We start from the raw sequence: 23,400 nt of genomic DNA, 5'->3' as shown, positions 1-23,400 counted from the left end.
TGGGAAAATGTGCAACTAACGTCAAGGCTAGAAAAAGCCCTCATCACCTCTGCAATACTGCTATGTGGAATAGTTGGAACCTATTTCATTGAGAATCAGTACGCGGTAAAACAAAATCAATTAAAAACCATCCGCTTGTCTGACGCGCAAAACAAAGTGGCTGAGGTTTCGGCTGAGCTATCTTTATCCTTGCAGAAAAAAATCTACTCAGCCTATACATTAGCCAACATCATTAGCACTCAGCCCAGTATCACCAATCAACAGCTACAAAAAATCAGTCAAAGCCTACTTAATCATGACAGTCAATTAATGGCGGTTGGAGTCGCTATCGATGACATTATCACCTATGTCTATCCTGAATTGCTCTATGCTCCTACTATTGGGCTCGATACTACAAGTTCTCCAACGGTTAAAAATCAGATACAAAAGCTTAAAAGTCACCCTAAGACCTGGGCTCAAGGCACCATACACAAGGTTGAAGATGCACCCGAGTTGTACATACTGCGCAGTCCCATTTTCACAGGAGATATCGGCAGTCGCTCCTACCTAGGACACATTCTTCTGTTGATTAACATACAGAAAGTCGTAGAAGACTCTCACCTATTAGATACCGTTTACTCTATTGCTGTAAGGCAGAAAGAAGCCCCTACGCAAGTATTTGGCGATCTACAGGCGATGAAAAAGCCACTGCTGGTGAATGATGTTGAAATTAACTACGGAGATTGGGAGGTGTTCATTGCTGAAAAGCCGGATGCCAATCCAGCCTTTTGGTATCTTATCAATCCTGTCAGATGGTACGGCTATTTAATACTGTCCATCATACTCGCCATGTTCGCCATCATCTCAATGCTATATCTGCAAGCTAGGCAGCGCTCTATGCAAGATGAACTGACAGGCCTTCCAAACCGTCGCTACTTTATTTATACCCTCAAAAACATTATAGGGAACGCTAAGCATTCGGGGACACGATTTGCTTTACTGAATATCGACCTTGATGGTTTTAAGCAGATAAATGACAACTACGGTCATGCCAGTGGCGACCTCATATTGAAACAAGTGGCTAAGCGATTACGAAAAAGTGTCCGCGCTAACGATACGATTGCGCGTGTGGGCGGCGATGAGTTCCTTATTATTGTTTCTCGAATTAAGAACGAGGACGAGTTAGCGCAATTGGTACAGTCCATCCAATCTAGAGTTGAGCAAGGCCAATATCTGGTACAAGGTGCCTTCGTCAATATCAAAGTCAGCATTGGTTATAGCTTGTACCACAATAAGAGCATCACTTTTGATCACTTGCTGTCTGAAGCAGACATTAATATGTATAAAAACAAAGCCCTCAAGCGACAACTTAAGGGCCTTCGTCGAGCAGAGATAGAGACTATCAATGCGCTAGATAAAAACAGCAACCACTAATCAGGCTCAGCATATTTTCTCATGATCTCCCGTATTTTAGGCTCTTGGCTTAAAAACAGATCCACCAGCGTAGCATCAAAGTGTTGACCCTTTTGTTCACCCAAAAACTGTAATGCTTCTTCAACAGACCAAGGCTGTTTGTATGGACGAGCAGACGTTAACGCGTCGAATACATCAGCAATAGCGCAGATGCGTCCAACTAAAGGAATATGCTCTCCCTCTAAGCCATTGGGGTAACCTGTACCGTCCCATTTTTCGTGATGAGTTAAGGCAACGATACGAGCCATTTCCATGAGCTTAGAGTCTTCACTATCACCCAGAATATCTACGCCAATTTGCACATGAGTACGCATCACATTCCACTCTTCAGGGTCTAGTTTCCCCTTCTTTAGTAAAATGCCATCAGGAATGCCAATCTTGCCTATATCGTGCATGGGTGCCGCCTCTCTCAATAGATCAGCATGCTCATCCCGCATACCGCACGACTTCGCTAAAATATAGGCATAATTCGCCATACGCAAAACATGCATACCGGTTTCGTTATCTTTGTATTCCGCCGCCCTTCCTAGCCTTTTAAGCAGCTCAACGTTGGTTTGTTTTATGACTTTTGTTTGTTCTTTTACCTTTAGATACAACTGCTTATTTTGGTCTGATAATGCCAAATGTGTTTCAATTCTCTGCTTGGCGATGGGAGGAACGATAGGTTTTCCTATGTAATCCACCGCCCCAAGTTGCAAGCCTTTGATCTCATCCTCGGGCGATATCTTTGCGGTGACAAAAATAACAGGGATATGCTGAGTATTATCTTGGCTTTTTAACTGGCGACACACCTCAAAGCCATCAATCTCAGGCATCATTATATCCAGCAAAATAAGATCAGGAAGCGGTATGACTTGAGCCAGTTTCAGCGCCAACTCACCATTGGTCGCTATTCGGATTCGATAGTCTTGCTTTAACAACCCCGCTAAAACATCAATGTTTTCCGCGGTGTCATCCACAATTAATAACAAGGGCTTATCTTGATCCTGGTGTAGCATTGTCTTTTCGTCTGGCATCTCTTTCCCTAAGATTTGTGACTCTCGAACCAATCATTTAGCACCTTTAACGCTCCATCAAACTGATAGCTGGCCAAAGCGCCTTCTATGGCATCGAGTAATTGTAGTAGCTCAGTCTGTGAATACTGCTCTCTAAGTGCTTGTACTTTATCCGTCGCTTGAAGGTCATAGTTTTCCACTAGCCCCTTAAGCTCGCTCATATGGGGATACAACTCTTCATAACGTACACTCTGCGCATAGACTGTTATATCATCTTGTTCGCTGCCTTGAGTCAACAACGCCAAAGCATGGCTATCATGAAGGTACGCTTCTATTGCGACCTCTGTCTCCATCAATACTGAACGAAGGCGATCAATCTGCAGATGCGTCAACTCAGGAGAACTAGAATGCATCTGTTGTTCATAACGGACGCACAAGCTTGTAAGCACCATGGCACCGATATTTGCTGAGGTACCTTTAACTGTATGGATTTCTCGTTTTGCTGTTTCCCAGTCTTTCTCTTCTAGCGCTTGAACAAAGCTATCGATACGCGCTGAAGAGTTAGTCAAATATTTGCGAAGTAGGTTTAACAGCAAGGCTCTATTTTGATTGCAGGTTTGTAACCCTTTCTCAGCAGAAAATAGGATGCCTTCTTCAGATTCTTTCGTTGCGACTTGCGGCTGTATTATTTGTGGCGTTGCATCACTCAGCCCTTGTTCCTTTAGAGCTGCACGCACCAGTACTTCCATCAAGCGCGCCACTTCTATGGGTTTCGCCAAGTAGTCGTCCATCCCTACTGCAGCGGCTTTTTCTTCATCACCCACCATCGCATTCGCAGTCATTGCCACGATAGGCGTTTGCTTATCGAACGCTCGAATTTGCTCAGTGGCTTGATAGCCGCCAAGCACGGGCATCTGAATATCCATCAGGATTATCGCATATCGTTGCTGCTTGGCCTTTTCTACAGCCAGTTGTCCATTCCCTACCACATCAATATCAAGATCAAAGGGTTCAACAAGTCCAAGAACCAATTCTTGATTGAGCTCGTTATCTTCCACAAGAAGCACTCGTGTTCCGCGTAACAATGTCTCATAGTCAATGTCCTCTCCCGTCGCTTGCTTCCCATCATCAAGCTCTAAACCACTGACTTGGGCGAGGAACTCAAAGGGAAGCCAAGGGCGAGGTAAAGTTTCGATATCATTTTCTCTGGCGAGAGTAGTCCTATCTTCATTGGCGCTACTTAAGATCACTCGTCCTTTCTCTTTGAGTTGCCTTAGCTGTGATTGAAATATGGAGGCATCTTTTGAGAGTCCGACATCGCAAACGTAGATAATGGACTGAACTTGATTCGCTTCTTTCAGCGCTTCTAATAATTTCGAGAAGTCATCATAAATTCTTGGGTTTAAATCAGTGCCGAGCAAGGCATTACGTAACGCCAGTTCCCCCTTTTCGGAAGACTCCAATACCCACAAAGACTTATCACTCAAGTCACTGATATTATCCAACCTTTCTTGAATGAGCCTATTGGCGTTTGTGGCAACCTTAAGCTCAACCTCAAAGTGAAAGGTACTCCCTATTCCTAACTCACTCTCTATCCATATTCGTCCGCCCATTAACTCAATAATCTGACGGCTAATACTCAAACCTAGCCCTGTGCCGCCATACTCCCGTGTCGTTGATGCGTCCGCCTGCTGGAATGACTCAAATAAGCTGTTGAGTTTATCTTCTGCAATCCCTATTCCGGTGTCTTGCACATAAAAGTGATAACGATACAGATCTTCTCGGCTATCCACAGGCTTAGCTTCAAGGCCGATAAGAATCTCACCCTTATCGGTAAATTTGGTGGCGTTATTACCTAGGTTTATCAACACCTGTGACAGTCTAAGCTCATCACCAATCACCATTCTTGGAATAGAGCGCTCGATGTTATAAATGAAATCTACGTTCTTTTCTGAAATTCTAAAGCTCAGAATATTAGCGATATCCCTTAGGGTATCCTTTAAAGAAAAAGGGCGCTGTTCAAGGTCTAACTTGCCCGACTCAATCTTAGAAATATCCAATATATCATTGATTATCAACAATAAAGATTGAGCAGACTGGTGGACCTTACTGATATAATTTCGCGCCTTGCTATTCAAGTTACCTTCAAGGGCGAGATAAGACATGCCGATAATGGCATTCATTGGAGTGCGGATCTCGTGACTCATGTTAGCCAAGAAGTCACTTTTTGTTTGATTGGCAATGTTGGCTGCAACAATAGCGTTTGCTAGCTCTTTATTTAACGCCTTGATCTCTGAAATATCATAGCTCCAGAAAAGCACGGCCGGCTGACCTAGATAATCTATCTCGTAGTAACTACACAAAGCAGTAAACTGACTGTTGTCCTCTCGCTGAAACACCATCTCCCTATCAACGATCTTTCCTTTATCTTGAAGCTCCTGATAGACATTTTCTCTATCCTCCGCATCCGCATAAACACGTGATATGAGTGTTCCATAAGACTCATTGCTGCTTAGTTTAAACTGCTCTAAAGCACGGGTATTGGAGTAAACAATGCGATCATTTTGCACCATGATTGCCGCAATACTCGAGGTATTGAGGATATCAAACAGTTGATTTCGACTGGCAAGGGCCTCCTGCTCTGCCTTAGTAGTCGCCTCCACCTGCTTCTTTAGTCTTCTATTTGAAATGAAAAAAATCACAAGGACAAGGAGCGAGAAACCGGATATCAACAATATCATTCGATAGTCGATCTTCTCTATCACTCGACTTGAGGCCCAGTTATTTATGATCTGCTGTTTTCGGCTAGCGCTGATTGAACGTACCGCTTTAGTGACAATAGAGCTGAGTATCGGCTCGCTCTTTAATGTGTGAAAGGTAGGCGTTACTTTGTAATCTAAGCGGTCCACAATGGACAAATTACGATAGGAGTGTTCATTAAAAATGAAGTTAATGACATAAGTCGTATCCACATATCCTTCTAACTTTTCACTCGCTAATCGTTCTAAGCCAATAGCAGAACTATCCACTAACACCCACTCAATCTCTGGGTAGTTGTCCATTAGCGTTGGAGTATTTGAGGCACCGCGCTGAATTCCGACCCGTTTTCCATCCATGCTTTCCAAGCCATGACCATAGTCAAGTCCTGTCCTACCCGCCACGGCGAGTTGATCCGTGAATAATGGCAAAGTCGTCACGTAATCATACGACATGCTCTTGTTTTCTATGGCGGCGGAAACCATAGGTAATTCCTGTCTCTCCACCTTATCAACAGTTTCTTGCCAAGAGCCAACCAAGTAAGGTTCAAATTGAACGCCAACTTTATGGCTCATCTCCTTCAGCACATCGGCAACAATCCCTCGATATTCACCATTTTGAACGCCCTCATAAGGCAAAGCAGCAGGGTCGATACCAACCGAGATTACTGGATTCTCTTTGATCCACTCAACCTCTTGTTGAGATAGATTTAACGTTGATACCTGTAAGTTAGAGCGCTGGTAAATTTCACGAATATTCTGATAATCGGCTGCGCTGAACCCCTCAAAGACACTTAATGGAGGGATGTAGTTTTGGTCAAATGAGGTGCTATTTGTCAGCTCTGAATAAATGGTTAACTCACCAAGGTTAACCTGCTCTATGCCGTCTTCTTGTATTAATGGCATAGTTAAATGTATCAACCCCTGACGGCTAAAGTTATCAACCTTTACCATCCGGCCTTTATTCGTAGAATAATTTCTCACATTGTTAGGGTTGTCGCCCAATTGAAGGCTAATCGCCTCGAATCCACTAGAGAAATTAAATGCCTCAAACACCTTATCAATGAGCTCATCCCTATCTACGGATATCAAGTAAGCTACGATTTCTACCATCAATTCACCACTTTGAGCCTTGGAGCGAAATGATGCATTCTCGTACAGCTTTTCTAAGCGGCGGTACTTCGCACTGCGGGCAAAAATACTGATCTCAGCATTAAACTTGTCGCGAAGCACTGGATCACGAAAAGCAATCGTCAGCGGAACTCTAAAGCGAGTGCTTTGATCATGAGTAATATTGACGCTCAATTCTTGATTCAGACGGCTCAAATGAACGGACAGTTGCCTTGAATCGAGCAGCAGAAAATCCACTTCTCCTTCGTCAAGCGCCTCTAAAGCGCGAGTTAAATCAATAAACTCCTTATCGACCCCTCGGCCAAAGCGCTCTCCAAGCATTTTGATAGCATGGGCAACGACCACATCATCTCTACTTACAATACTCCCTACTATCTTGGGTACTTGACCATCTAACGCTATACGCTCACCCAAACGAGAAACCAGTCGGTACTCTTGAACTAAATAAGGATCAGAGTAAAACAGGTCTCCCTGCGTTTGATTTTGCACTACCCAACTATCGACGATTTGAGTTGATACAAAATCAAGGTCGTCGGCTACCAACTTTTTGGCATAATTAAAATCTTGGCTTCCAGCTAATAAATTACCTGCCTCGTAACCCATGGACTCAAACAGGTGTTGCAAGATAGAAAACTCTAGTCCAACTGCCGAGTCCGAGGTGTACATATAGGGGACACGATTGAAGTAGGTATAGCCATTTAGTCGATTTTTATGCGGCTCATTATCATACCAATGCGCCATAATGCCGTTTTGAATATCATAGGGCATACTCTTCAATGTCTTATTTATAATCGACAATAACTGAGTAGCTTTGGGATTGGTGGCCATTTGCAGTCGCAAGCCATAAAGCGCTCTTACCGGTCTTAGTTCTTTGACGTTTTTGAGGTGGAGCCCTTTAATCAGTCCTTGAGAGGAAACTTTTTCACCCACAAAAGCATCAACCAGTCCTGTATCCAGTGCCTTAAGCGCTTCTCTATCACTTTGAAAGTAAACTGCCTCTAAGTTGCTCTCTTGAGTATGGAGGAATCGGTCAACCGCACTTCCTTTAATGACAGCAAGCTTGGGCAGTATTTCAGAATTGGGCGTCAATTTTGGTTCAAAGGTATCGTTAATGTTGGTAAATACAAAATAATGATATGGGAGGTATGGCTCTGAGTAATTGAGAGCAATCTGTGACCCTGAAAAATCAAAGGTCATTGGATACAAGTCTAAGCTGCCATCCTCTATGCCTTGGTAGCCTTCTTCAAGGGTAACTATAGGGACTTCTATAAAATCTATATCCGTCTCTTTTTCTATGTATTGAAGGTAATCATTAACTATACCGGCAAACTCGCCCCGATTATTCGTAAACATAAAAGGGTGATGACTTTCAAATACCGCAACCTGAACTTTTTGTCCCTCTCTAAGCCAAGCCTTCTCCTCTTCAGTCAGTTCGATATCAGCAAGACCAAGCGTTGAAAACAGCAAGCCGAACAGCAACGGTATTAAAAACCTAAGGGTATCAAAAAGAGGAATAGCACGAGATTTCAAGAAGGCACCATAGCGAGACAAAGACAGTCCCATAACTATAATACAAAAAAACCGCTAACTTACTGAAAGTTAGCGGTTTGATTAAATCAGTTTGCTTAGAGTGTGACTCAGCTAATTAAGCATTTGCCTCGCGTTGTGCGATGAACTCAAGCGCAAGCTTGATACGAGCAATAACACGCTCTTTGCCAATCAACTCCATGACAGCATCTACAGATGGAGATTGACCGCCACCGGTAACCGCAACGCGCAGTGGCATGCCGATTTTGCCCATGCCGATCTCTAGCTCGTCACAAACGGCTTTGATCACGCCATCTTTGATCGCGTCAGTAGACCAATCTGTCAGTGCTTCAGCTTTAGCCAGTGCCAATTCTAGAGGACCTTTTGCTACGCCGCGCAGATGCTTCTTAGCAGCGCCCGCTTCAAACTCGCTAAAGTCTTCATAGAAGTAACGAACTTGCTCAGCTAGCTCAACAAGTGTATTGCAACGCTCACCAACCAATGTGATCACTTCAGTAATAGCAGGACCGTTGTCTGTGTTTAGGTTTTGCTGATCCAAATGCCATTGTAGGTGCTTAGCAACGTACTCAGGCTCTGAAGTCTTGATGTAGTGGTTGTTTAGCCACAACAGCTTGTCTGTATTGAACGCAGAGGCTGATTTAGAGATAGCATTCAGGCTAAAGAACTCAATCATCTCTTCTTTTGAGAAGATCTCTTGGTCGCCGTGAGACCAACCTAGGCGAACTAGGTAGTTGTTTAGAGCATTCGGCAAGTAACCTTCATCGCGGTATTGCATTACTGATACAGCGCCATGACGCTTAGACAGTTTTGCACCATCGTCACCTAGAATCATTGCACAGTGTGCAAAGGTAGGAACTGGCGCATTTAATGCTTTGTAGATGTTGATCTGACGAGGCGTATTGTTGATATGGTCTTCACCACGAACTACGTGGGTAATACCCATATCCCAGTCATCCACTACAACTACGAAGTTGTATGTTGGCGCGCCATCGGTACGACGAATGATAAGGTCATCCATCTGGTCATTACCAATTTCAATACGACCACGAATCTGGTCTTCAAATACTACGCTACCCTCTTTCGGGTTGCGGAAGCGAACTACATAATCGTCACCATCTTTAGCTTGGGCATTTGCCGCAACAACTTTAGGGTGATTGGCATCGTAGCGAGGTGCTTCTTTATTGGCTTCTTGTTCTGCGCGAATCTCTTCAAGCAACTCTTTAGACGCATAGCATTTGTACGCTTTGTCTTCTGCTAGTAGTTGGTCGATACACTCGTTGTAGCGGTCAAATCGTTTAGATTGGAAGTACGGACCTTCATCCCAATCCAGTCCCATCCACTGCATCCCCTCAAGGATAGCGTCTACTGCTTCTTGAGAGTTACGTTCTAGGTCAGTGTCTTCGATACGCAGTACAAATTCACCGCCTTGGTTTTTAGCGTAAAGCCAAGAATAAAGTGCAGTACGAGCACCGCCTACGTGTAGGAAGCCAGTTGGGCTTGGGGCAAAACGAGTTTTTACCGTCATTGAATTTACCTTTAACAGTCCAGTCGCTTGGATAAGCGTAAAATTTGTCGCTATTTTAGCACCGAAGTACAAATGTACAACGAGATCCAGCTGAAACTAGTTAAAGAGGGGCAGAGTAAGCCTTAAGCAAGGTGATTTAGAGCAAAAATTAAGATAGTGAAATGACGCGGGGGCGGGGAGTATTTGGCATAACCGATGTAGCTTTGCAGATACTCCCCTAGCTTAGAGTATTCATAATATGAAACTTACTACGCAGATCAGTGAGACCAATGAAAATAGAGCGATACGGCTGATAAGACCAAATTCAGAATGTTCAATCATAGATAGGTGATGCATAAGCTTTCCTTGATAATGTTTAACACCCTTTCAATATGCGCCATCTAACGCCCCTTAACAACATTAATGTTTCAGTATTATGACAGATTGCAATATTAATAGACCAAAAGAGATCTAGATCACACTTATTGCAAATGGCTTACAGTTGTAATATGTAAGCACCTGCAACAAAAGGTAACTAAATCAGTAATTAAAATACCTCGATTCGCTATAAACAACTTTACGAGCACAGTCACAATTTTGTTAGGTATACTAACGAACGGTTGCGAAATACAAAGGAATACGCAAAGCATGACTCAAATAACTGGCCATATCCGCAAGATGACCTCCGCTCTACAAGATGGACAAGTCACCTATCAATTACCACTAGATGATCAGTTGCTTGATCTTATGCCCTTGATTGGTAAGCCGCTCACTTTAGAACATTCAGGCAACATCCATTGCCAAGAGTGCGGCAAGAAAACCAAGAAAAGTTATTCTCAAGGGTTTTGCTACCCTTGCATGACCAAGCTTGCTAAATGCGACATGTGCATAATGAAACCGGAAACCTGCCATTTTGATAAAGGCACCTGTCGAGAACCCCAATGGGGCGAAGACAATTGCTTTGTGCCCCACTACGTTTATTTGGCCAATACTACTGCGATAAAGGTCGGTATTACTCGTCATACACAAATACCTACTCGCTGGATAGACCAGGGAGCCAACCAAGCCCTACCGATTTTCAAGGTCAGTTCTCGCCTTCAGTCGGGTTTGGTAGAAACGGCATTAAAAGCGTTTATCTCTGATAAAACCAATTGGCGCAACATGCTAAAAGGCAAAGCAGACAGCATAGACCTGAAGCAACGCTCCCAAGAGTTGATTCCTCAGATAGAAGAAAAGCTATCAGAGCTTCAGCTTAGGTTCGGTGCAGACGCAATTGAACGCCTAGATGCTGACGTTGTTGAGATTGACTACCCTGTGACCGAGTACCCAACCAAGATCAGTTCCTTGAACTTTGATAAAACACCACGTTTAGGTGGCACTCTACTTGGCATCAAGGGTCAGTACTTATACTTCGATACCGGTGTGATTAACCTGCGTAAATTCACTTCCTACGAGATCACCGCTGAGTATTAAAAACAAAAAAGCCGAGCTGACAATCCAGCTCGGCAAATCAAACAATTAACACCCTTCCTTGTGTTTACTGGGCAAAAAAGGTAAACGCCCTATGAGGAAATAACCCTTAGAAGCCGTAAGAAGCACCAAATACGAAGGCATTGTTCGTCAAGCTGTCACCTTGAGCATTATCTAGACCATTTGCTTGACTACGGAACTCGAAGTAAGGCTGAACACCATTGCGTGTCCAAGTTGCACGGATCTCGTGATCCATTGTCTCGCCTTCAATCATGTAAACGTTGTTGTAGCTTAGAGCCAGATCCATGTCCGCAAAATCGTAAGCAATGCGGTTGTCCATGCGGTAATCTGTATCAGCATCGGCATCAGTTGCATCAATATGAGCACGAGTACGGTTGCTAATAGAAAGGCCGTTATCGAAGTTGTAGCCAATCTTAATTAATGGGCGGTACTGAATAGACTCACCCGCAGAAATCAAATGCTGGTAGCCAGCAGCAACCCATAGGTGATCGGTTAGGTTAAATGATTGCTCACCACCAACAGTGATAGCAGGAGTAGTATTACCTGCACCACCATTTTCAGTAACAATCTCACCAAGTTGAATGCCGTCAAACTCAGTGTAAAGAGTCAGGCCGCCTAAACTGTTTTCAAAAGTATGCCCCGCTTCTAGTGTCGAAGTTGATTTTGAGCCGTGGATACGACCGTCATCGTGAAACTGAACATTACCTGTAACGTAAGAAGATGCGAATGCTGGAGAAGAAACAGCCAATGCCAGTGCACTTAACCCGATAACTTTTTTCATGTTTATACCTACATTTGTCAAACTAGAATTTATTGAGAGCTTCAATTCACAAGCTCTTCTAATGATTTTCTTGGCAACCCTTCTAGAACCAAGAACAAATCCTTTTCAGCTTCAGTAGTACTGCACTTTCGAATTCGAGTTCGATTTCAGTAGCTACAATGTCTCCATGACTTGGATGCATCCTGCTTCAGTTAATTCGCAAAGAAAAATAAAGCTATCGACAGTGCGACATATATCACATCAACATGTCTTATAAAAAAAATAAAAGTTAATTAAACCACTAAAAACAACAAGTTAGTGAAAATGTAAATTTTGTAGAGAATTCAACAACAAATACAAAAGGTGACTATGATCACGATGTCAATCGAATATGGATAGGTTGAATGGGACTTGAGTCAAAGTAGATTTAGATAAATTGAAGCAATAATCTGGACATAATCAGAAAAGGGTGACAAGAGTCACGTAAAGTAGTCGTACTTTTACTGCTTATAAAAATTGATAGGGCGTTAAGTTGGTTGGCTTTGGTGTGAAATACAGAGTATTTTCATGACAAAAATAAAGCCCCTAGATACTCAACATGAAAAGTATCAAGGAGCCTTAAAACTTTGAAGTAATGTTAAGGGTAGTAGCCTTCGCTATCACTAAATATGTATCTTTCGTAACCTAACTTCATCTGCTCAGCGATCAATGCCTCTTCAGGGAGTCCGCTGCATTGACCCTTGTATCTATTGCCCCATGTTCCGTACTCATATGCTTGAACTGGGTTACAAAACTTCTGCTTACCTTGTTCAAAGCCAGCAAGGTATTCTGTGTACTCACCCTCTTTCACCATATCAAGGTCAAAGCGTTGCTCTAGATTGGCAGTGGTTTGCATCGGCAACCCTTTAGCACCTTGCTTATACCCGATCTCTTGCCAAGAAGAGTTAGATGGCGTCGCTGCACATGCTGTCAGTAGACTGGCAAATACAGCCGTTAATAGTAATCTCATAAGTTCCTCTCTCAATCACCAAAGTGATGTCTACCCATTGACCACCCTCTATACGGTAGAAAGAGAAACTGCAGATTAAATTTCAGACGAGAAAGAACTTTTTCTATTTAAGGTTTTGCATTGCCCATTGCATGAACTGCTGTTGCTCATCTCGAGAAAGATTAGAGAACTGAGCCTTAATGCCCTCAGATACCTCAACACCGTCAGTGGTTGGTGCAGCAGAAACCGCGACAGCTGCCGTTGCTGAAGCTGTGCCGTTTTTAACTAATTTATTATACGAAACCACTTGTTTTTCGTAGTCGTTGAAGCCTTGAAAACCACTTTTTGGTAACACCACTAATTCAAAGTCTACCGGCTCACCCGAACCATCAGTCAAAGTAAACTCGGGAGATCTATCAAACTTATTGGCCTCTTCCATTGTTCGCATCTTTTTGTAAGATAACTGGTAACTGTCTTCATCGTCGGCATTAAACGTCATCAACATCAGGCTTGAATCAAACTTACGACGTTTCGCGTCTTCAAATACTATTTGACCCACAGTTACGCCAATTTGGTTACTACCTTCAACGATTTTTATTTGGTCAATATCGGTAAAGATACCGTTATCGACCGCTTTATTATTAACGACCTGAGGAACTATCTCAGTTTGAAAAGAAAGAAAGCTGTCAGCAAATGCGCTAGAGCTGATTAAAAGGCCAGTCACCAAGGCTAAACAAGACTTTTTCATAAAAATAATTCCTATAAATTTAAATACAAAAAGGGCGCGAGGCGCCCTTATTAAATTGACTGAATTAGAAGTAGTATTCAACACCTACTGAGAATTCCATGAAGTCTTCAGACTTCCAACGAAGGTCCGTAGTATCCGTTGCTACCACTTTATCACCAAAGTCTAGAGTACGTGCACGTGCATACAGAACCGCTGATGGGTCAACAAAGTACAGAATCTGACCAGAGATTACGTTATCGTCTGAGTTGTCGATAGTTTGTCCATCACGCTCAAGCTCGAAGTTCATTGCATAAGCTAGCTTGTACTGCCAATCACCCGTGGTGTAGATAAGACCTGTAGACATAGCGCCTTGTGATTCATCAATGCCAGTGTCTGTTGATGCTTCCATGTGCTTGTACTGAGCGAAGAATGAAATACCATTCTCAAACCATGCTTGAATGCCAGCTAGGTAAGTATCGTTCGTCCACACTGCACCTTCAGATTTGAACTTATCATTTCGCTCATACGCTAGGTCAAATTGGAAAGGTCCCACGTTGTAGTGTGCAGCACCGCCAAACCAGTAATCGTCACCTGCACCGAGCGCAGCCTCATCACCCGCACCTGCCGCTAGATCAAAAGATAACGCATCAAAATATTTTGGAGTATCCCAGCGAATGGTGTTTGATTGACGGTCTTGGTATTTTGCACCACCAATTGAACCACCCCAGTCGTATACATCACCCAAACCAGGGTTAGATGCTGGCCAGTCAATCAGCTCGTAAATAGGAGTCAAAACACGACCTAAACGAACTTGACCCATGCCTTCACTTTCAAAACCAACGAAGGTATCACGCTCACCAAGACCAGCACCTGAACCACCAAAGCTCGGATCTACATAACCACCTTCAATTTGCCACAAGAATGTTGGACCAAAGTTCTTGAATTGCTTCTTGCCACGAAAACCGATACGGGATTCGTTGTTCAACTGCATGCCACTTAAGTTGTCGTCTGTAGCTGAATCACCACTATCGTAGTCACGGTATGCTGCTTGCAAAGCGATGATGCCGTAAACCTCATATGAAAAATCACTCTTTGTTAAGAAATTTTCTGCGGCATTCTCACCTTGGATACCCGCAGCTAGTGCTGCACCACTTAGAGAAAGACTGGATAACGCGACCGCTACTAAAGACTTTTTGAACAGAGACATGAAGGAACCCCTTGTATTTTATAAATTATTTTATTTGAGTAATCAGCACTTCCGGTGCCGTTTTTGTTTACTGGGATAATTCTTACAGATTTTTTCAAACACGAAATAAGTGTGAGGGATTTGTTTGAGCAAGTTCACTATCAAAAAACCTAAAGATAATTAATTCAATAATTTCAGTCAGTTACGATACGTCAAAATCGTCAAATTCCATTTACATCGAAAAAAACCTTCATGATAAGACGACTTTCAACTCTGAATCACAAGAAAAAGTTGAAGTGGGTCATACTGGATTTAGATTTCAAATTACAGAAGTTCAAAATAATCACAGAAAATGTGATCTAAGTTTAAGCTAAGCAATTGAAAGGACTGCATATAGAGATTCCAAACCTTCCGTTAAATCATTTTTAACGGCAAACCACACAATCTAAATTAAGAATGTGAATTAAGTTGAGTATCTTGGGAGGGATGTGAAGGTAAAAATAGGTGTATTTTCGCTCAAGAAACCTTAGCAAAAGAGAGTGGTTATAAGATTTGGCCAAGAACTGTAGCAGATACACTCTCGTTCAGCTTTGTTTTGAAGTAGTGAGCCCTAGTGAAAACGAGCTGCATTGCGGGGTATTCAAAAGTAGATACTCGATAGAAGCGCTCGAGTATGACGGGTTTCGGTGAGTTTTTGTGCTTGGGTCGACAAACATCTCTTGAAGCCCCCTATCGGAGATCTTGGATTCGCATTGTGGAATACCAAAATAGTAGATACTCGATAGAAGCACTCGAGTATGACGGGTTTCGGTGAGTTTTGTACTTGGGTCAGCACACACCTCTTAACGCCCCGATTGGAGATCTCGAAGCGACATTACGGGATATCAAAAGTGGAAGATACTCGATAGGAGCACTCGAGTATGACGGGTTTCGGTGAGTTTTGTACTTGGGTCAGCACACACCCCTTAGCGCCCCGATTGGAGTTCTCGAAGCGACATTGCGGGATATCAAAAGTGGTAGATACTCGATAGAAGCACTCGAGTATGACGGGTTTTGGGGAGTTTAGTACTTGGGTCAGCACACATCTCTTAGAGCCCCTATTGGAAACCTCGGGGCGACATTACGGGATATCAAAAGCAGTAGATACTCGATAGGAACATTCGAGTATCTACTGCTTTTGGTGAGTTTTATGCTTGGGTTGGCAAAGCACCCCTTAGGGCCTCTAAATTGTGGATTTCACATTAATATCAATACGTTAGAAGAGTCGGACTTTCTAAGCTCTGTCATCCCCGAGTGCTCTTATCGGGGATCTAAATACCTCATAAGATTGCCGATAAAAGACTTCGGCAACAACGAGTCTCGTGTTAGTTGTGTAGAAAGGAAAGAGTAGACGGTGCTAAGTCAGGATGTCACACCCTTGATGCGCTAGAGACTAAAAACAACAGACACTGCAAGTGGCGACTGATGGCGAGCATAACTAATGTTATTGAACCTTAAATATGCGTACTTTATTCAAGGCAAAAAAAGGGCCAGCATCTAGTGCTGGCCAAGAGGAAATAAACAAACCCTACGTAGTTTACTTAACTTGTGTTACTCGACTCTCCCTTTCACCGCTAGCGGAAACTGATTTAATCCATACATCACCAGAAACAGATGGACGCTGTTCATCTTGGTATGTCACCCACTTTTCACCATCAACAGAGTACTGAAGCTCTACACCTGGGAATTGAACGTTCATAGCAAGCTTGCCATCAACAATTTCAGCTCCTGGGATTGGTAGGCGGTAATCAATGCCCGCTTTTTCAATCTTAGCCAGTTCACGTTGACCCATTACGTTGGCAAAACGAGTCCAATCAGCAAGAAGTGCATCTTTGTTCACAAGGTCTGTATCTTGGGAGTATTCAACACCAACCTTATATTCGTTTTCCCATTCAGCTGCATGCCAAGCACGCTCTGCTGCTGCAACAACGCGAGGGAATACCATGTACTCAAACTGCTCATCAGTACGTACTGTTTCAGACCAAAGCTGAGCTGACATACCGTAGAATGGGCGTTCCTGTTCAACCGTACCTGCCGCTGTAAAGCCATTTCCATCACGGTCTACTGAAGTTTCTGCGTTCTGAGGCATGTTTTCCGGAGCAAATGCAAACATCTTACGTGTATCTGTTGCACGAGTTGCCCAGTAGTAGCCGCGCTCTTTCGGGTCTACTTCATATGGGAAATCCATGTAAACGTAATCTGGGTTTGATGCAACTATGTCGTAGCCTTTGTTCGCCCACTCATAAACAGTTGCCGCGCCACCCCAGTACAGAGTTTCCCAGAAGTTCACACGTGTGTTTTCAGTGGCAAATGAATCTGCGCCTTCACTGTATTTCAGGCCATCTTCCCATGCTTGGAAGTTTGCAATGCCTTTCTGTGCAACGATTTTTGAAACTTCTTCTGCAAAGTAGCTTGGAAGGTGACCAAACTCTTCAACATCGCCACTTTGAATTAGTGCCTGACATTGAGGAGACTTAGCAAATGGTAAGTCTTGCTCAGATAGGTCGATGTTGCCTTTCCAAGCCACTTTCTCTTCAGCATTAATGTCTTGGAAACCAGCGCCTAGCTTGATGTTCTTCGCCTCATCACCACCAAAGTGCCATGTTGTAAGAGGCATACCTGCTTCATTGTGCATGGCTGCAACTTCAGTAATGATCTTGTCAACAAAGCGCTTAGATGAATCGATACATGGGTTGATAAAGCTCTGCTTATCGTAGAACTGTATCGTAGTAACGTTAGAAGTATCTTGAGGATCCATTAGGCGATATTCATTAGCCGCTTCTTCATTGCCTTCAGCCATTAAACGGTCGTAACGAGCTTCCATTGAAACTACTGCTGCTCTTGCGTGAGCTGGCATATCAATCTCTGGAATCACTTCAACGTTGCGAGCTTTCGCGTACTTCAAGATTTCTAGGTAATCAGCACGAGTAAAGTGGCCTGTACCAAAGTTTTCCGTTGTTGAACCTGAACCTAGCTGAGGCAGTAAGCACGATTTTTCATCCAAATCGAAACAACGCTTCGCACCGATCTCTGTAAGCTCTGGTAATCCTGGGATCTCTAGACGCCAACCTTCATCATCAGTTAAGTGAAGGTGGAGTTTATTCATTTTGTAAGCGGCTAGCTGGTCGATGGTCGATAAAATCGCTTCTTTAGTATGGAAGTTACGCGCTACATCGACCATAACACCGCGGTAGTCAAAGCGTGGTGCATCTTTGATTTCAACCTGAGGTAGCTCAGTGGGTGCATCTAGGTTTACCAATGCGAAAACAGACTGCATCGCGTAGAACGCACCCGCATTATCGAAGGCTTTAATCTCAATACCATCTTGCTCAATGTTTAGAGAGTAAGCACCAGATTTAGCATGTTCTGCTTTGAACTCTTCAGGAGTAATTGCGATCTGAACGGGTGTCGTACCCGCTAAGTTAACACCTAGTAGTTCAGCTCGGCTCTCAAGAGCCTGCACTTGCGCGTCTTCAAATGGTGCATTTTCTAGCTTAAGACCACCAGAGATATCCAGTGAACCTTCTTTAGCTTGAGAGAAAGACGGTGCAGGAATAATGGCTGTCGTAACGTCTTCTAGTGCTACATCGCTGTTTTTATCAAAGCGTGATGCCGCTGTGGCAATGATATTGTTGTCGCCAGCGGTACGCTTAAGGTTGTCCCCTTCTAAACCGCTCACGAAATCAGTCATATCCACATCGCTCAGTGATACGATTTGCTTCGGCTCCGCACCATCAGCTGCAACGAATGCGCCCGGCATGAAGTCAGTTTCAAACAATTGCCAGTATTCGCCAATAAAGGTTAGGTCAACACTCTCACCCGCCTTAAATCCTTCAAACTTATCTGTTGGCTCAAGTTTATGTAGATCGCCAGTCACTCGAGTAATCTTAAACTGCTCATTATCGACATCTAGAATCAAACGGATGCTGTGGAAGTATATAGTCCAGTCGTTTGAATCCACCGCTTCACCATCGTTGGTTAGCGTCATTTTAACTTGGTTACATGAAGCCCACTCTGCGCCTAGATCTTGGCATTTCAAGCCTTCATCCGCACCGTGGTTAGTTAATACTTCATATTTGATGTCTAGATTGTTAGCAAGCAGGTCAACGGTATTCTGTGGTGAGTTCTGCATTGAAGAACACCCAGCCAGTACGGTTATTACAGAGGTAGCAATCAAACTCTTTTTCAACATGATAAGTCCCTATTGGTATTTTAATTTTTCTAAATCAGCTAATGAGTAGGTCTGCATATAATCTAAAACGCGTTAATTCGCATTGCAAATTTAGTAAGTCAAGGTCAAATAGGAGTAAAAACGGAAGGGAGTTGATTTAACTTATTGTTTTATATGAATTAAATACCAATAAACACTTTAATTAACACTCAATACCTAGGCTGCGTTGAGGTATTTTTATATTGAAAGTGTGATTATCACCACTGCTCGTCAAAAACGTCAAAATGGTGTTTTTTTAGATCTTAACGACGATTGTTGTTTTTCTGCTCAGCGAGTGAAACAACCAGCTTAGATTGAGATAGGTAAAGCCAGAAGCTAATCATAGCAAGGGATTAAGGTGGGATTAGTGGAAAGAAAGAAGAACTCACTTTATAAGTATTACGCTGATAGCTGTATTATTCAGCCACAAAAATGGCATGCACCTTACTCCAGAAGACAGTAATGTGATCAGCAACTAATTTTCCAACTAAAAATAACATACTTGATATTTAAAGCATTTAAAGCGCATAGCAAAAAGCCCCTGCTTAATCCATCCATTGAGTAATGAAGGTTAAAGCAAGGGCTTTTAGAACGTATCTATGTGGTTGTACTTTACTCAGCTAGGCACATGCCACTGTTTTGTTTTTTGCCTTACGTCTTAGTAAGCGGAAGGCGATTCCTGCAAGCATAATCAATCCACAGAATCCATAGACTTGCATTACTGTTGGGTCATTAGAAACAAAGCCGACATCAGAGAACATCACATAAGCACCTAGAACCATGTACAAGATAATGGCTGACGCCTCAAAGCGGAATGCCCATGGTGTAACATCAATATTCTCATTTATTGGCATCACATACTCGGTCTCACGAGGCATAAAGTGACCAATGATGAACATCAGAGCCGTACACACTACAAACAAGATAGCCAATTGGTGTAGGAAGTGAATCGGCGTATCAAACACTAGCTGCATTGCCGCGTAAGACAATACGAATACTGTCAAAGCAATCTTGGCTGCAATAGCGGGTACACGCTTAGAGATGTATCCCACAAACACAATGGTAAAGATAGGCACACTAAAGAATCCCGCAACCATTTGTAGATATTGAAACAAGCCTTCTGGTGCATACATGATGAAAGGTGCAATACATACAGAGATTATCGCAATAATAACACCAAAGATGCGACCCTTACTCACCAACTCTTCATCACTCTTTCCTTTACCAAATAAAGGCTTATACACATTAAGAGCAAATAAGGTCGTTGAGCTGTTCAATACACCATTGAAGGTACTTAGGATGGCACCAAACATCACTGCAACAAAGAAGCCAACCAGTGGTTTAGGCAGAACCTCATTAACCAAACGCGTGTACATGGTATCTGGATTACCCGCATCCGCTCCAAAGATATGGAATGCGATAATTCCAGGGATGATAAGAAATAGAGGAGAAATAACCTTAATCGCACCCGCAAGGATAACGCCTTTCTGACCTTCTTTTAGATTCTTTGCGCCAAGAGCACGTTGGATAATAGACTGATCTGTACCCCAGTAGTAAAGGTTCACCAGCAACAAACCCGTAAATAGTGTCGAGAACGGCAGTGGATCCGTTGAAGTACCCACAGATTGAAGCTTCTCAGGAGCAGCTGTTAGCAAAGTATCCAATCCTGCACCGAAGCTACCGCCACCTAATACCATAAGTCCAAATACAGGGATCATTAGGCCGCCAATAATCAGGCCAACACCATTGATAGTATCAGCGATAACCACCGCCTTTAAACCACCATAGATAGCATAGAAGAAACCCAGTAGTCCTATGGTGGCCGCAATCAGAGCGATAGAACTGAATTCAGAGATGCCCAATAGAGCCTGAACATCAAAGATTTCACCCAGTACCACAGCACCTGCATAAAGAGTTGTCGGCAAAATGTTGATCACGTACTGACAAAGGAAAAGTAGCGTAACAAACTTCTTCACAGAAAGGTCGTAGCGACTTTCCAGAAAATCAGGAATGGTGGTAATACCTTGCTTCAAATAGCGTGGCACGAGCATCAAAGCGATGATAACGAGCGTCACACCAGAGGCCACTTCCCATCCCATAACACTCATGTTGTGGGTGTAAGCTTGTGCGCTCATACCAACGAAACTCGTTGCACTAAGGTTAGTCAAAATAAGTGAGCTCGCAATCAAGCCACCAGTTAGGCTTCTTCCGCCAAGAAAGAAGCCGTCTTGTGAGGTGTTCTTGTCATTCTTTACTTTGTTATAGGTGTAAGCCACCACAAACCCAGTAAACAGAAAGAACGATAGCAATACCGTTATAGACATTTTATTTTCCTTTATTTGTTATATTTTATTCGGCAGCAATACCTCGCTGCCGGTAGTGTTTTACAGAGGTTTTGTCGTTATTAGATTTTTTGTAGGTGCACAATCAGAGCGGATTCTGGGTCGAGAATAGGCAGTGTTATCCCTATTTCTTTCAGATTGTCGCCGCTTAGAGTCAGTGTTTTATCTAGCCATTTAGGACGTTGCTTCATCAGCTGAAAACTGGTCTGTGGCATCTCTACCAATTTCACTTGGTATTTGGCGTCAGAATCAGTGCAGCTAATGCGAAGAGGAGATGGAAGCGCATGATCTGGCATTGCTAACTGACAAACCGTTATCAACATTTCATCATCGCTTTCAACACCGTAGATATTCTGGTTTTTGTCCGCAGGGTCGATACGGAAACTGCGACCGCTGTGCAGCAAGTGGCGATATTGCTTATGCAGAGCAATGTAGCGAGAGAAGGCTTCTTTTTCTTCTTGAGGCTCTTTTACAGGGTCAAGCTCAACCCCCATATGACCACCAAGAGCAGTTACGCCGCGCATATTAATATGATGACGTCGATTAGTTGAGTGACACTCATCAGGACCGATATGAGCGCCCATTACTTCAGGTGGAAAAAAGTAGCTCATACCCTTTTGGATCGCCTGGCGCTCTAATGCATCGTTACAATCAGATGCCCAAAATCGTTGCGTACGCTTTAGGATCTCAAAATCAATTCGACCGCCACCTGACGAGCAAGACTCTATTTCAACCTCAGGATGCGCTTTGTTTAACTCATCAACTAAGCGATACAGTGCCATTGTTTGGCCGTGAACCGCTGGACGACCTTGATGGCCTGGCTGAACAAGTTCGCGGTTCATATCCCACTTAAGGTAAGTGATGTTATAACGAGTCAGTAGATCATTAAGGCGCTCAAACAAGTAGTTAAAACAACCTTCATTTTGCAGATCCAAAACGTACTGCCAGCGACCTGATGGCTGATGATACCCTTGCAGACCTAGCACCCATTCCGGATGATTACGGTACAGGTTAGAATCTTGGCTCACCATTTCAGGCTCAACCCAAAGACCAAACTCCATACCCTTTTCATTCACATGCTCAATCACTGGCTCTAGACCATTTGGGTATTTCATTTCATCTAGGTACCAGTCACCAAGAGCGGCGCGCTCACCATCACGGCCAATAAACCAGCCATCATCAATGATAAAGCGCTCCACTCCCATCTCTGCGGCTTCACTTGCCATCTGCATGATGTATTCAGGCTTGTGGTCAAAGTAGATGCCTTCCCAGGTATTAAGGTGCACAGGACGAGGCTTATCTACTGGAAACTTAACGATATTCTGGCGTACAAACTGTTGAAAACGCTGTGAAATACCATTGAGACCAGAATTGCTGTAGCAGCCATAAAGCCAAGGGCTTTGATAGCATTCGTCCGCATCCAAGATCGACTCGCCCGCTAGAAGCAACTCTCCAGCCTGAACAAATCGACGACCATCACTACGAACGTCTGCACGCATCTGATGGTTACCACTCCAACCTAAATGGAAACCCCACACCTGACCGCTTTGTTCGCTAAAACCATTGCTCCCCACAAACAGTCCTGGGAAATTCTCATGTGAAGTACGGCCACGACGGTTCTCTTGCATAAATCCGCCATGTTCAAAACGTTGACGCTGAGTTTGGAACTCATGACACCAGCGACCATGAAAAGTCATTAGTTCGTTAGCATGGTTTGGCAATGGAAGCGTTGATGAAAGCTTACCCAAGTAGTAACGACTGTCTCCCAAGTTCTTCACCGAGGTGCGTTTTTTAAGTACATCTGTGTCAAAATCCAGCTCTAGCTCAATGGTAAGCTCCAGCTTTGCCACATCATCACGTAGCGTGAACTCAACAGCATCTGTAGTTTGCTTGGTCGCAACCAAATTAAATACTGGTGCCCAGTCCAGTCCATCGCGGTGCCCTTCAATGCCAGGTGCATTAAAATGACCACTACCCAACTCAGGACACAGGGATAGTGGCACATCAACATCCAAGCGCGCTTGAGAAATGGGACGCTCGGTAGACAACAACAGATCCTCATCGATCTGAGCGATCTTTGCGCCCCAATGCAACACTTCAGGAACTCGAGCAGTCTTGATGATCAAGCTGTGATTTTTACTTTGTAGATGGATAAATTCGTTCATGGTAAACCAACATTGTTTTCGTAAACATTAATAACGATTAATACTGATACAAAACGCTAAACTTTGTAGCCAAAAGGCTGTTAAATGTGATCTAAACAAGGCGCAA

General features: G+C 43.4%; 12 protein-coding genes. 2 read left to right on the top strand and 10 right to left on the bottom strand.

Features of this window, described 5'->3' with window-relative positions; all coding sequences use genetic code 11:
• Positions 1 to 9: 9 nt before the first annotated feature.
• Positions 10 to 1,413, top strand: a complete 1,404-nt coding sequence (locus tag A6E01_RS03660) for a sensor domain-containing diguanylate cyclase (protein WP_017031112.1) — start codon at positions 10 to 12, stop codon at positions 1,411 to 1,413.
• Here the strand turns inward: A6E01_RS03660 and A6E01_RS03655 are convergent.
• From A6E01_RS03655 to gltX, 3 genes are all read right to left on the bottom strand, one after another.
• Positions 1,410 to 2,468, bottom strand: coding sequence for an HD-GYP domain-containing protein (locus A6E01_RS03655; RefSeq protein WP_017027458.1), 1,059 nt, complete (start codon positions 2,466 to 2,468; stop codon positions 1,410 to 1,412). The genes A6E01_RS03660 and A6E01_RS03655 overlap by 4 nt on opposite strands.
• Before the next feature lie 8 nt (positions 2,469 to 2,476).
• On the bottom strand, positions 2,477 to 7,897 hold the full coding sequence (locus tag A6E01_RS03650; RefSeq protein WP_237334490.1) for an ATP-binding protein: 5,421 nt from the start codon (positions 7,895 to 7,897) through the stop codon (positions 2,477 to 2,479).
• An 82-nt stretch (positions 7,898 to 7,979) separates the two neighbouring features.
• Positions 7,980 to 9,407: a glutamate--tRNA ligase gene (gene gltX, locus A6E01_RS03645; protein WP_017027456.1), complete on the bottom strand. Its 1,428-nt coding sequence runs from the start codon at positions 9,405 to 9,407 to the stop codon at positions 7,980 to 7,982.
• A 627-nt stretch (positions 9,408 to 10,034) separates the two neighbouring features.
• Between gltX and A6E01_RS03640 the strand changes: the two genes are divergently transcribed.
• A complete protein-coding gene (locus A6E01_RS03640) occupies positions 10,035 to 10,859 on the top strand; it encodes a DUF2797 domain-containing protein (RefSeq protein WP_017027455.1) in 825 nt (274 codons plus the stop codon).
• Between the two features lie 106 nt (positions 10,860 to 10,965).
• Here A6E01_RS03640 and A6E01_RS03635 read toward each other — a convergent pair whose 3' ends face one another.
• The 7 genes from A6E01_RS03635 to A6E01_RS03605 form a co-directional block, all read right to left on the bottom strand.
• Positions 10,966 to 11,658 carry an oligogalacturonate-specific porin KdgM family protein gene (locus tag A6E01_RS03635; protein WP_017027454.1) on the bottom strand — a complete coding sequence of 231 codons (693 nt, stop codon included), beginning with the start codon at positions 11,656 to 11,658 and terminating at the stop codon, positions 10,966 to 10,968.
• Positions 11,659 to 12,274: 616 nt separating this feature from the next.
• Complete coding sequence (locus tag A6E01_RS03630; RefSeq protein WP_017027453.1) at positions 12,275 to 12,646, bottom strand: DUF2799 domain-containing protein; 372 nt, start codon at positions 12,644 to 12,646, stop codon at positions 12,275 to 12,277.
• Positions 12,647 to 12,749: 103 nt separating this feature from the next.
• Positions 12,750 to 13,373, bottom strand: coding sequence for a YccT family protein (locus A6E01_RS03625; protein ID WP_017031116.1), 624 nt, complete (start codon positions 13,371 to 13,373; stop codon positions 12,750 to 12,752).
• A 64-nt stretch (positions 13,374 to 13,437) separates the two neighbouring features.
• Positions 13,438 to 14,559: a porin gene (locus A6E01_RS03620; protein WP_017031117.1), complete on the bottom strand. Its 1,122-nt coding sequence runs from the start codon at positions 14,557 to 14,559 to the stop codon at positions 13,438 to 13,440.
• 1,555 nt (positions 14,560 to 16,114) lie between these two features.
• Positions 16,115 to 18,769 (bottom strand): beta-N-acetylhexosaminidase, encoded by a 2,655-nt coding sequence (locus tag A6E01_RS03615; protein WP_017031118.1) that lies wholly within the window; start codon positions 18,767 to 18,769, stop codon positions 16,115 to 16,117.
• Positions 18,770 to 19,407: 638 nt separating this feature from the next.
• Positions 19,408 to 21,111: a solute:sodium symporter family transporter gene (locus A6E01_RS03610; RefSeq protein WP_017027100.1), complete on the bottom strand. Its 1,704-nt coding sequence runs from the start codon at positions 21,109 to 21,111 to the stop codon at positions 19,408 to 19,410.
• 80 nt (positions 21,112 to 21,191) lie between these two features.
• Entirely contained in the window at positions 21,192 to 23,294 is a 2,103-nt protein-coding gene (locus tag A6E01_RS03605; protein ID WP_017031120.1) for an alpha-galactosidase, read from the bottom strand.
• Positions 23,295 to 23,400 lie beyond the last annotated feature (106 nt).

Source organism: Vibrio breoganii (assembly GCF_001677275.1).
Taxonomy (GTDB): Bacteria; Pseudomonadota; Gammaproteobacteria; order Enterobacterales; family Vibrionaceae; genus Vibrio; species Vibrio breoganii.
The sequence above is the reverse complement of the archived record's forward strand: the minus strand, read 5'-3'. Positions and strand labels throughout refer to the sequence as shown.

What these genes read in the sequence shown, in the direction of transcription:
- A6E01_RS03635 (WP_017027454.1), bottom strand. Translation starts at nt 11,658, where the DNA reads ATGAAAAAAGTTATCGGGTTAAGTGCACTGGCATTGGCTGTTTCTTCT.
- A6E01_RS03625 (WP_017031116.1), bottom strand. Translation starts at nt 13,373, where the DNA reads ATGAAAAAGTCTTGTTTAGCCTTGGTGACTGGCCTTTTAATCAGCTCT.
- A6E01_RS03615 (WP_017031118.1), bottom strand. Translation starts at nt 18,769, where the DNA reads ATGTTGAAAAAGAGTTTGATTGCTACCTCTGTAATAACCGTACTGGCT.
- A6E01_RS03620 (WP_017031117.1), bottom strand. Translation starts at nt 14,559, where the DNA reads ATGTCTCTGTTCAAAAAGTCTTTAGTAGCGGTCGCGTTATCCAGTCTT.
- A6E01_RS03640 (WP_017027455.1), top strand. Translation starts at nt 10,035, where the DNA reads ATGACTCAAATAACTGGCCATATCCGCAAGATGACCTCCGCTCTACAA.
- A6E01_RS03605 (WP_017031120.1), bottom strand. Translation starts at nt 23,294, where the DNA reads ATGAACGAATTTATCCATCTACAAAGTAAAAATCACAGCTTGATCATC.
- gltX (WP_017027456.1), bottom strand. Translation starts at nt 9,407, where the DNA reads ATGACGGTAAAAACTCGTTTTGCCCCAAGCCCAACTGGCTTCCTACAC.
- A6E01_RS03630 (WP_017027453.1), bottom strand. Translation starts at nt 12,646, where the DNA reads ATGAGATTACTATTAACGGCTGTATTTGCCAGTCTACTGACAGCATGT.
- A6E01_RS03610 (WP_017027100.1), bottom strand. Translation starts at nt 21,111, where the DNA reads ATGTCTATAACGGTATTGCTATCGTTCTTTCTGTTTACTGGGTTTGTG.
- A6E01_RS03650 (WP_237334490.1), bottom strand. Translation starts at nt 7,897, where the DNA reads ATGGGACTGTCTTTGTCTCGCTATGGTGCCTTCTTGAAATCTCGTGCT.
- A6E01_RS03655 (WP_017027458.1), bottom strand. Translation starts at nt 2,468, where the DNA reads ATGCCAGACGAAAAGACAATGCTACACCAGGATCAAGATAAGCCCTTG.